The sequence below is a fragment of the Intrasporangium sp. genome, assembly GCF_036566125.1.
Lineage (GTDB): Bacteria > Actinomycetota > Actinomycetes > Actinomycetales > Dermatophilaceae > Intrasporangium.
In genome coordinates this window covers 1-10,678 of the sequence record NZ_DATCWX010000008.1, presented here as the reverse complement: position 1 = coordinate 10,678, position 10,678 = coordinate 1, and the positions used below count along the sequence as shown (strand labels likewise).

Genomic DNA, 10,678 nt, shown 5'->3' with positions numbered 1-10,678 from the left:
CCGCAGGACCTGGTCCACGCGGTGCGGGTCGTCGCACGGGGCGAGGCCATGCTCGCGCCGGGGCCCACCAGGCGCCTGCTCGACCGGTTTGCCACCGCTCCGGCGACGAACCCGACATCGCTGCCCGACGTGACCGAGCGGGAGTCGACCGTTCTCCGGCTGGTGGCACGAGGCCTGTCCAACACGGAGATTGCGGGCGAGCTGTTCCTCTCGGAGGCGACGGTCAAGACCTACGTGTCGCGGCTGCTGACCAAGCTGTGCCTGCGCGACCGGGTGCAGCTGGCCGTGCTCGCCTACGAGTCCGGCCTGGTCCGAGCCGGTGAGAAGGCGGACTGCGCGATCCCCTGAACGCTGCTTCCGGATCCACGAGGGGCCACGCCTGACCTGGTTTGCCCGAGATCAGCACCTTGCGGAGGCGGCCCCTCGGGCGGAGGCTGGGTGGTGCGGCAGGTCCGGGCGGCGCTCTCGGCTGCGGAACCCGGCAGATCCTCGCCCACATCCACCTTCGGAGGGAGACTCACCGATGAACGGTTCGCGGATGCGCATCCTGGCAGCGATGGCCCTGGGTGGGCTGCTGACGTTGACGGGCGTGTCGGCGCCCGCACAGGCATTCCACCAGGAGGAGCAGATCGTGCTGCCCGGCGCCCACTCGGCGGAGGGAGTCGCTGCCGGCGCCGGGACCACTTTCTACGCCGGCGAGCTGTTCACCGGCGACATCTTCCGCGGCGACGTCGCCGCCGGCACCGCAGCGAGGTTCATCGAGGCACCCCCGGGCCGGATGGCCCTCGGGCTGCGGACAGACATCGCGCACGGGCTGCTCTTCGTCGCGGGCGGGTTCACCGGACAGGCATACGTGTACGACCTGGCGACCGGCGCACCGGTTGCCGCCTACCAGCTGACGACCGAGACGTCCGTCATCAACGACGTGGCCGTGACGAGCCAGGGAGCGTGGTTCACCGACTCCGCCCAGGCCAAGCTGTACCTCGTCCCCGTCAGCCCGAGCGGAGTTCTTGGCAGCGCGCGAACGCTGGACCTGCACGGCCCCGCCGCGGTGGTCGAGCCGGGCTTCAACAACAACGGCATCCAGGCGACGGCCGATGGTCGGACGCTCATCGTCGCGCACACCAACTCGGCCGTGCTCAACACCGTTGACCCGACGACGGGTGACAGCGCAACGATCCAGGGTGTCAGTGTGCCGAATGTCGACGGGATTCTCATGGCGGGGCGCACGGTCTATGCGGTGCAGAACTTCTCGAACCAGGTGAGCCAGTTCCAGCTCGCCGGGGACCTCTCCTCGGGCCGGCTGGTGAAGACGGTCACGAGCGGGCTGTTCGAGGTCCCGACCACCGTCGCCCGCTTCGGAGACCGGCTCGCCGTGGTCAACGCCAAGTTCGACACCGGCTTCCCACCCACTGCGAACCAGTTCGAGGTCAACGTCGTCGACCGGTGATCGCACTGACGCCCGGACCACGTGGGCAAGCGGGACCCGCTCAGCTGGGCGTCGGCTTGTCCCCCGCGCCGCCATAGCGGCGGTCACGAGCGACATACTCCTCGATGGCCGCCCAGAGGTCGCGCCGGTCGTAGTCCGGCCACAATCGGTTCTGGAAGACCATCTCGGCATAGGCCGACTGCCACAGCAGGAAGTTGCTCGTCCGCTGCTCGCCGGACGACCGCACGAACAGGTCGACGTCGGGCATCGCTGGCTCGTCGAGGTAGCGCTTGATGGTTCGCTCGTCGACAGCGCTTGGCCTGAGCCGACCGTCCCTGACGTCAAAGGCCATTCGCTGGACGGCATCGGCGATCTCGGCTCGGCCGCCGTAGTTCACGCAGAAGTAGAGGGTGAGCCCGGTGTTGTGCTTCGTCAGCTCCTGGGCGATCTCCAGCTCCTTGATGACCGACCGCCAGAGCCTCGGTGTCCGACCGACCCAGCGCATCCGCACGCCCCACTCGTGCAGCTGGTCCCGCCGGCGCCGGATGACGTCCCGGTTGAAGCCCATGAGGAAGCGGACCTCGTCTGGCGAGCGGCGCCAGTTCTCCGTCGAGAAGGCGTAGGCGGACAGGTGGGTCACGCCGACCTCGATGGCCCCGGCGACCACGTCGAGCAACGACGCCTCCCCCGCCTCGTGACCCTTGGTCCGCGGCAGCCCGCGCGCGTTGGCCCACCGGCCGTTCCCGTCCATGACGATGGCGATGTGCCGAGGCAATGCCTCGGCGGGGATGGCCGGTGGTCGCGCGCCGGACGGATGTGGGAAGGGCGGCTGGTAGGGCAGCGTCATGGCTCTCCGGTCGATGAACGGGTTCAGTTGTGACTCAAGCACGCTCGACGAGTCGCAACGATCTCACACCACGCTCGAGGTGCCACTGGAGGAAGGCGGCGACGAGACCGCTCCCCTGCCGCTGATGCCGCTCCTCGCTGGCGTCGGCGGTCTCCCAGTTGCCCGACAGGAGGGCCGCAAGGAGGGCGAACGTCTCGGGAGCGGGCGCGCTCGAGCCAGGTGGGCGGCATACGGAACACACTGCACCACCGGACTGCACGTTGAACGCCCGGTGGGGACCCGCGGCGCCGCAGCGCGCGCAGTCGAGGAAGCTCGGGGCCCAGCCGGCGACGGCCAGAGAGCGGAGCAGGAAGGCGTCGAGCACGAGCGTCGGGTCGTGCGCCCGCTCAGCGAGGGACCGAAGGGCGCCGGCGAGGAGGAGGTACTGCTGGGTCTGCGGCTCGTGCTCCTCGGTCAGCTGGAGCGTCGTCTCGAGCATCGCGGCGGCCGCCGTCCAGGCGGCGTAGTCGCGCGCGATCGCGTCGCCGTAGGGGGCGAGGGTCTCGGCCTGTGTCACCGTGTCGAGGTTGCGCCCCTCGTAGCACTGGACGTCGACGACCATGCCCGGCTCCAGCCGCGCGCCGAAGCGGGACTTCGTCCGTCGCACGCCCTTGGCGACGGCGCGCACCCGGCCGCGCGTGCGGGTCAGCATCGTGATGATGCGGTCGGCCTCGCCCAGCTTGTGAGTGCGCAGGACGATCGCCTCGTCACGGTAGAGCGGCATGGGCCCATTCTCCCCTGCGCGTCCTCCCCGGCCGAACCCCACGCGCCGAGACGTTGACCCGATTACATCGAACACTCGTTCGAGGTTTGGGTTACATTGGGTGGATGGATCTCGCACTCCAGGGCTCCTTGCTCGACCTCGGCGACCCCATGACGCTCGGCGACCTGCCCGGCAGCCTGCGCCGGGTGGAGCTCGGCGCCGGCGCCTGGGTGGACGTGCGGCCCGGCTGGCTCGTCGCCGGGGACGAGCTGTTCACCACGTTGGTCCGGGACGTGCCGTGGCGTGCCGAGCGCCGCAAGATGTACGACAACGTCGTCGACGTGCCGCGGCTGACGAAGTTCTACGCCGGGGATGAACGCCTGCCCCACCCGGTCCTCGATTCGGCTCGCGATGCGCTCAGCGCCCACTACCGGGAGGAGCTCGGCGAGCCCTTCGTCACGGCGGGGATGTGCCTCTACCGCGACGGGCGCGACAGCGTCGCCTGGCACGGTGACCGGATCGGCCGCTCGAAGGACCTCGACACCATCGTCGCGATCCTGTCGCTCGGGTCGTCGCGGACGCTGGCGCTCCGGCCGCGCGATGGTGGCTCCATCCCCGGCTCCACGCACAAGTCCTTGCGCTTTCCGCTCGGGCATGGTGACCTCGTCGTGATGGGCGGTTCGTGCCAGCGGACGTGGGACCACGCGATCCCCAAGACGTCCGAGCCGGTCGGGCCGCGCATCTCTGTGCAATTCCGCGTTGCAGGAGTCCGTTAGGAGATCGCGTATGCCGCTGAGCCGGCCCCCAGCCGCAAACCCGGCCCGAGCCGTCCCCTACGTCGACCACCTCAGGCAGGAGTCACGGCTCTTCCGGGAGCTGATCGCCGATACCGCGGGAAGCGAGCGTGTGCCGACGTGCCCGGACTGGGACGCCGACGACCTGCTGTGGCACCTCGGCGAGGTGCAGTGGTTCTGGGGGATGATCGCCGAGCGTGGGCTCACTCGAGAGGACGAGGTGAAGGGCCTCGAGTCGGCGCGCGAGGAACGCCCGACTCACCGGGCTGGGCTGCTCGCCCACTTCGAGCGGGCGAGCGAGCGGTTGCAGCGGATGCTCCGGAGCCTCGACCCGCAGACCGAGCTGTGGATGTGGCACACCGACCACTCGGCCGGCTACATCAGCCGCCGCCAGGCGCACGAGGCGCTCATGCACCGGATCGACGCCGAGCTGACCGTGGGGGCCGAGCGCTCACCGGTCGACTGCCGACTCGCCGCGGACGGCGTGGACGAGGCGCTGCGCATCATGCGCGGCTACCCGCCCGAGTACGGCCTGACGGCGTCGCCGCTCGGGCCGAGCGTCACCATTGCCGTGGTCGACGGTTTCCACACGTGGACCGTGACGCCGGTGAATGTCACTGGCGTCGACCCAGACGGCGACGCGTGGGACGAGCGGCGCTTCGCGGTCACGGATGGGCCTGACGAGGCCTCGGTCGCGGAGGTCGCCGGTACGGCCGGCGACCTGGACTGCTGGCTCTGGAACCGTCCGCCCCATGGCGAGATCTCCCGCACGGGTGACGAGGCGGCGCTGGCCCTCGTCGAGGGGATCGTCGCCGACTCGATCGACTGACGCCGTCGATCCACGGACACGCAGCGGTCCGTGGAGCGAAGGCTTCAGCCCTGCCGCGGGACGTGCCCGCGGACGGTGGTCAGGCGACTGCGTCGACCCGGGAGAACTCGCCGGAGCGGACCGCCTCCATGGCCTTGGTCCAGACGATGAGCTGGTCGAGCATCGGCTCGACCGCTGCGATCGCGGGCTCCGTCGGAGCGAGGACCGAGAAGTTCTCGAAGTCAGTGAACAGGGAGAGGAGCACGCTGTTGCGCACATGCGCGACCTGCATCTCGGACAGCATGCCGCGCAGGTGCTCCACCGCACGCGCACCGCCGGCGGAGCCGTAGGACACGAAGGCGGCGGCCTTGTTGTTGACCTCAGGCGCGAGGTAGTCGAGCGCGTTCTTGAGTGCCCCGGTGATCGAGTGGTTGTACTCGGAGACGACGAAGACGTATCCGTCGAACTCGTCCATGCGCGCAGACCAGGCCTTGCTGTGTGCCTTGACACCGGCGCCGAAGGCCGGCGGCATGGCCTCGTCCCAGACGGGCAGCTCGAAGTCGGCGATGTCCACGATCTCGAACTCGGCGTCCGAACGCTGGTCGGCGATGGACTTGACCCACCTGGCGACGTTGAGGCTCTGGCGGCCGGGTCGGACGCTTCCGGTGACGATGGCGATCTTGGTCATCGCTCTCTCCTTGGTCGGTCAGCGGGCTGGATGCCCGCGAATCAGTGGTTGAAACATCAACCTTCTATCATCCATTCCCGCCCCGGCGCGATGTATCTCACCCCCATCGCGAGCCTCCTACCCGATCACGATCACGCGCGGGCGGGCACGTCGCCTCGTCCGTACCGGAGTCAGGGGGACTCCCATGGACATCACCAACTGCCCCGAGTGCGGCTCCGTGGCCGAGGTCCTCTGGCGCACCGAGCTCGAGAGCACGGATGGACTGGTCGAGCACGCCAAGGTGCTCTGCCTGAACCGCCACGGCTTCCTGCTGCCGACAGCGGCCCTACCTGCGGAGCCGGTGACGCACGGGCTCGAGGACAGACCCGAGGTCGAGCCTCGTCCGGACCACGGCCGCCAGGCTGACGATCACCGGCACGAAGGCGAACAGGTAGCGCGAGCGACCTTGGAAGGCCAGGGTGAAGGCCGCGATCCCCAGCACCGTGACGGCCAGGATGAGAGTCTCGCGCCGCACCGGCGCTGTGCGTAGCAGTCCGAGCCCGGCGACGAGCAGGACGGCGAGCCACAGGCCTTGGGTCAGGCTCGCACGCAGGTGGTACCACTGGCCGTGGAACCCGTTCACCGCGTTGACCGCCTCGCTGATCCCGCCGTGCGGCACCACCGCCCCGGGCAGTGAGTCCGGCCCCTCGCCCCACGCCCAGAACATCCCATCGCCCCAGTTCCACGCGGCCTTGTTGGCGTAGAACGCGATCGTCCCGCCCAGGCCCCGCTCCTCCCAGCGGTCGCCGATGTAGGACCGGGCGTAGGCCATCATCTGCGCGGGAGGCCGCCCTTCGACGGCCTCGACCATGTCCCTGGTGTAGGTGCCGTACTGCACTCGGCCATCGGCGGAGAGTTGCTCGTTCATGCCGTCGGCGAGCCACCAGGTCACGGGAGGAGTGCCAGCGGGGTCGACGCGGGCCCGGTCGATGCCGGCCACGGACGCGGCACCCGCCGTCAGCGCGGCGCTCAGGGCGACGAAGAGCACGGTGGCCCCGACGGCCGACGAGATCACCGCCTTGGCACGGCCGATCGACCAGCGGTCGGTGAGCCGCACGAGCGCCACGACGACCAGAGCCACCATGATGACCGCCGGGGTCGTCTTGATGACGTAGGCGACCGAGATCGCGGCAACCGCCATGGAACCCAGCAGGATTCGCATGCCCCAGCCACGGTGGCGCCAAGCGGCGCACGCGAGGGCGACGCCACCCACGACGAAGGGCATCGCGTAGTAGTCGGTGTACGGCACGCTCACCCACGGGCTCACGCCGACAAGCGCGAGGACGACGAGCTGCGTGACAAGGGCGGGACCACGGCCGGCCACGGGCACGACAAGGAGGTGAGCGGCATACAGCGTGATGGCGACGCACACCCCCGTGAGGGTGATGAGCACGGCGTCCGGAGACAGCCCGAGCGCGGAACCCACTGAGACGCCGAGGCGGTCGATCGACACGAGCGGGATGGTGTTCGGATAGAAGGAGAGGTAGGCGTAGTCGGCGTCACCCAACCCGCGCCCTGCGTGGAGCGCACGCGCCATGTCCATGACGACGCGAGCGTCCCAGCCGTAGCGGTAGCGAAGCGCGAGGCCGAGCCCTGCCGCCAAGGCGCCGCCGACGACCGCCACGACGACTGGCAGCCATCTGTTCTTGAGCACGTCCGGTACCCGGCCGAAAAGGCCGAAGGCCAAGGCCACGAGAAGGACGGGCACCACGACCCACCGGTTGTAGTCGATGAACCCCGGGCGGGGCGCGATCAGGGCCACGAGCGCCACCAGGAGGAGACAGATCCCTGTCAGGCGCAGCAATGCCCTGCCGACCGGCGTCTCCATGACGCGAGAGGCTACCTGACCGCGTTGACCTCCCATGCCGTCGACAAGGCGCGAGAGCACGCGGCGGCGATACGCTGGGATGCGACGCGACCGGTTCGTGCCGTGTTGGAGCGCTCATCCAACGGAGGTTGTGCGATGGCAGTGGACACCTTTATCGCCTTCGTCGCGGTGTACGACTCCGTCGCTGACGCCGAGGCTGACTACGAACTGGTCAAGGACCTGCACACCGAGGCGAACCTGATCGACGCGTACGACGCCGCGGTCGTCGAGCGGGAGGCGGACGGCAAGGTCAAGATCAGGAAGAAGCACGAGACGCCGACCCGCGTGGGCGGCGTTGCCGGTGCCGGCGTCGGCCTGGCAACCGGGCTCGTGGTGGCGTTGTTCCCGTTCGCCGCGATCGGCGGAGGTCTGCTGGCGGCCACCACGGGTGGCGGCGCGGTTCTTGGTGCGGTGGCCGGTCATGCGGCTGCAGGCATGAGCCGGAAGGACCTGAAGGATCTCGGCGAGCACCTCGACGAGGGTCAGGCGGGCCTCGTTGTCGTAGGCGTTTCCGACATGGGCTCGAAGATCGAAGCGTCGATGAAGAAGGCACAGAAGGTCGAGACCAAGGAATTGAAGGCCGACACCGCCAAGATCGAGGCCGACGCCAAGTCCAGCCAGGGCTGACCGCTCGCGTTGAATCCGCGGACACAAAGCGCGGGAGTCTGAGTAAACACCGTCATCAAGTGGAACGGGCCCGAGAGGGCACTGCGGGGCGATGCACCTTGACCGAGGGGCCGGGTGGGGCCAGCATGGCGGGAAGCGTGCCCGTCCCCTCGGAGCGCCGCTCCCTCGGGTGCGTTGGAGGAGGGGCCATGAGGAGTAGCCCCATCGCTTTCGGAGTCGCGGCGGTCGCTGCTACAGCGTGCGTCCTCAGTGCTACGGCTGCGGACGCCAGGGACCGACCGTTCTCCACGGCGAAGCTGACGGTGCGTCCGGTCATCGACCCAGGTTTCGCGGGTAGCACCACAGGCGGTACTGGGCAGTTCAGCGCTGCTCAGATTGAGCGGTATCGGTGTGCGGTCGCCACCGGTGCCCAGTACGGGAGCCCGGGCGGCGCCATGGACATCTCGTGCAACGACGCGCAGCCGTACCGGCAGGACTTCAACCCCGACAACGAGCTCGCCATTGTGGCCAACCCCAAGGTGCCCACCCACCTGCTCGCTGGTTCCAACGACTACTTCTACCGGATCAACAACTCCACGGGGGCCCGGCAGGCGCTGGTTCCGACCGGCTTCTTCACGTCCTTCAACGCCGGTGCCAGCTGGGTCGACGGCCAGGTGCCGATGAAGTCAGGCAACGGCGCCGGCGATCCATCACCCGCCTTCAACGGCAAGCTGTCCGGCAGCACCCCACAGACCGGCTGGGCGATGATGGCCCAGCTCGAGAACGTGGGAGGCCTCAACGGGCCCTTTGTCTCCCAGGGAAACGTGTCGGTGAGCTGGTCCGCGGATGGCGGCATCACCTGGAGTCGCCCCACGATCGCGATGAAGGGCCAAGGCGCGTCGATCGGACCAGCGAACAACGCCATCTTCTTCGACAAGGAATGGTTGACGGTCGACAACAGCCCGAGCTCGCCACACTACGGACGGGCCTACCTGGCGGCCGTCCGCTACCTCAACGACCTGCACGGCGCCTACGCCGAGTCACCGGTGTACCTGGCGACCTCCGACGACGGGGGCCGCACCTGGTCGACGCCGAAGAAGATCTCCGGGTCCAACCCCCTGTGCACTGCGCAAACCACGGGACCGGCCGGGCAGTGCGACGAGGACAGCTTCCCCATCCCCGAGGTCGCGGCCAACGGGGACGTGGTGGTGCACTTCGCCAACAGCAACATCGACTCGGCCTGGGAGACTCCCGGTGAGCTGGAGCAGACCCTGCTTGCCGTCAAGTCCACCGATGGCGGAGCCACCTTCGGCAACCCCGTGGTGATCGCGCACCTCGAAGACGGTGCGGCCGACACACCGTGGAGCGTCATCGGGCGGCAGACCATCACCGGCCACCAGATCCGCTGGCAGTCGCCTGGAACCATCACCGCCGACCCGACCAACCCGAACCACTGGGTCGTGGTCTACAACGACAACTTCGCCGGCATTCACGACGCCGCCCCGGCCAGCTGCCTGGATGCCATCCCCGGCACTGCCCCGGACTACAACCCCTGCCGCGCGGTGACCAACACCAACGTCTACATGGCCGAGAGCTGGGACGGCGGGACCACCTGGAACCCGCGCATCGCCTTGGACACCTCCGCTGGCAACCAGTGGTTCCCATGGGCCGACTTCCACACCAACGGCTCACTGGCGGTGGCGTACGACTCCAACGAGAACATCGCCGACCCCGGCGGAGGACGCAACGACACCTTCAACCACGTGCTGCTCACCATCGCTCCACGCACCCCCAGCAGCGGGGCGGCAGCGGTGACCGGCCGAGAGGTCCTCGGCCCTAACGGGACGGGGCGTTCGGCGGGCGAGCAGGTCGACATCTCCGTCACCCACTGGGCTGGCCAGTACGTCCCTCAAGCCGCCTGGCCCGCGATCTGCGGTCCCGACGGGTACACCGACCCGCCGGTCACCAACGCGGAGGGTAAGGACTGCAACGTCTTCGACGGTGACTACACCGGCCTGGCCGTCGGCAACGACAACCACGTCAACGTCGTCTGGACCGGCCTGAACCGCCGGGCCGTCTCACCCCAGATCGATGCGTACACCGGCGCCCCACACGACGGGTACGCCCAGGACGCCATGTTCGCCCGACGATGACTGCGCACCAGGTGGAGGTTCCGCGCACCTGCGCGGGACCTCCACCGAGGTGGACCCGACCGACTGTGCGATGCAGCTCAGCATCGGCCAGATCAAGGCGGCGACGGCATCACCGTGTCCGCCCTCCACCGCTCCGCATAGGAACTGGCAATCCCGTCCGGGCCTCATCATCTGCGTCCCGACACGTCGACGCGGAGCAGCGGCGTCCGCCACCCGAAGCTTGTAGCTTGCCGTGCGTACGAGGCCGTCGTTCACATCGCGGCGACCAACGAATGGCTTTGACCACCTCGGATACTCGCGCTACTCGCTCTGGGGCCAGATGGGGCCCTCTTCGGTCCAGGTGACACCCTTGTTGTGGCAGAGGCAGAACGGGTGGCCGACGGGGTCGGTGTAGACGCGCCAGCCGTAGCCCTGCGGGCCGATGGAGTCGTGCTGCAGGGTCGCGCCGAGGGCCAGGACGCGGCTCTGTTCGGCCTCGATGTCGTCAACTTCGAAGTCGAGATGGAACTGCTTGGGGTGCTCGCGGTCTGGCCACTGCGGGGCGCGGTAGTCCTCCACCCGGATGAAGGCCAGCTCGATCTCGCCAAACCGGATACCGGCCCAGTTGCCGTGGCTCCCACCCTTGACCGGGCGACCCGTCACCTCTGAATAGAAGGTTGCCAGCTCCATCGGGTCTGGGCAGTCGATGATGAAATCGGTGAGTCG

General features: G+C 68.8%; 11 protein-coding genes. 6 read left to right on the top strand and 5 right to left on the bottom strand.

The features are described 5' to 3' along the window. Both VIR15_RS00660 and VIR15_RS00655 read left to right on the top strand, forming a co-directional pair. Positions 1-348, top strand: a 348-nt coding sequence (locus tag VIR15_RS00660; RefSeq protein ID WP_331925539.1) for a response regulator transcription factor, incomplete at its 5' end; no start/stop codon positions are given. Positions 349-523: 175 nt separating this feature from the next. Next, positions 524-1,450 carry an SMP-30/gluconolactonase/LRE family protein gene (locus tag VIR15_RS00655; RefSeq protein ID WP_331925538.1) on the top strand — a complete coding sequence of 309 codons (927 nt, stop codon included), beginning with the start codon at positions 524-526 and terminating at the stop codon, positions 1,448-1,450. A 40-nt stretch (positions 1,451-1,490) separates the two neighbouring features. On the opposite strand, the gene VIR15_RS00650 is transcribed toward VIR15_RS00655, so the two are convergent. Together VIR15_RS00650 and recO are read right to left on the bottom strand one after the other, a co-directional pair. Continuing rightward, a complete protein-coding gene (locus tag VIR15_RS00650) occupies positions 1,491-2,276 on the bottom strand; it encodes an isoprenyl transferase (protein WP_331925537.1) in 786 nt (261 codons plus the stop codon). Positions 2,277-2,310: 34 nt separating this feature from the next. Next, complete coding sequence (gene recO / locus VIR15_RS00645; protein ID WP_331925536.1) at positions 2,311-3,039, bottom strand: DNA repair protein RecO; 729 nt, start codon at positions 3,037-3,039, stop codon at positions 2,311-2,313. Positions 3,040-3,143: 104 nt separating this feature from the next. On the opposite strand from recO, the gene VIR15_RS00640 reads away from it, so the two are divergent. Next, entirely contained in the window at positions 3,144-3,794 is a 651-nt protein-coding gene (locus VIR15_RS00640; RefSeq protein WP_331925535.1) for an alpha-ketoglutarate-dependent dioxygenase AlkB, read from the top strand. 10 nt (positions 3,795-3,804) lie between these two features. Continuing rightward, positions 3,805-4,641, top strand: coding sequence for a maleylpyruvate isomerase family mycothiol-dependent enzyme (locus VIR15_RS00635; RefSeq protein ID WP_331925534.1), 837 nt, complete (start codon positions 3,805-3,807; stop codon positions 4,639-4,641). 79 nt (positions 4,642-4,720) lie between these two features. Here the strand turns inward: VIR15_RS00635 and VIR15_RS00630 are convergent, their stop codons facing one another. Beyond that, positions 4,721-5,308 carry an NADPH-dependent FMN reductase gene (locus VIR15_RS00630; protein WP_331925533.1) on the bottom strand — a complete coding sequence of 196 codons (588 nt, stop codon included), beginning with the start codon at positions 5,306-5,308 and terminating at the stop codon, positions 4,721-4,723. Positions 5,309-5,633: 325 nt separating this feature from the next. After that, positions 5,634-7,175 carry a glycosyltransferase-like membrane protein gene (locus VIR15_RS00625; protein WP_331925532.1) on the bottom strand — a complete coding sequence of 514 codons (1,542 nt, stop codon included), beginning with the start codon at positions 7,173-7,175 and terminating at the stop codon, positions 5,634-5,636. Positions 7,176-7,199: 24 nt separating this feature from the next. Between VIR15_RS00625 and VIR15_RS00620 the strand changes: the two genes are divergently transcribed. After that, complete coding sequence (locus VIR15_RS00620; protein ID WP_331925531.1) at positions 7,200-7,841, top strand: hypothetical protein; 642 nt, start codon at positions 7,200-7,202, stop codon at positions 7,839-7,841. Positions 7,842-8,029: 188 nt separating this feature from the next. Further along, entirely contained in the window at positions 8,030-9,973 is a 1,944-nt protein-coding gene (locus VIR15_RS00615) for a sialidase family protein (RefSeq protein WP_331925530.1), read from the top strand. Positions 9,974-10,273: 300 nt separating this feature from the next. Here VIR15_RS00615 and VIR15_RS00610 read toward each other — a convergent pair. Continuing rightward, on the bottom strand, positions 10,274-10,678 hold a 405-nt coding region (locus VIR15_RS00610; protein ID WP_331925529.1), incomplete at its 5' end, for a VOC family protein.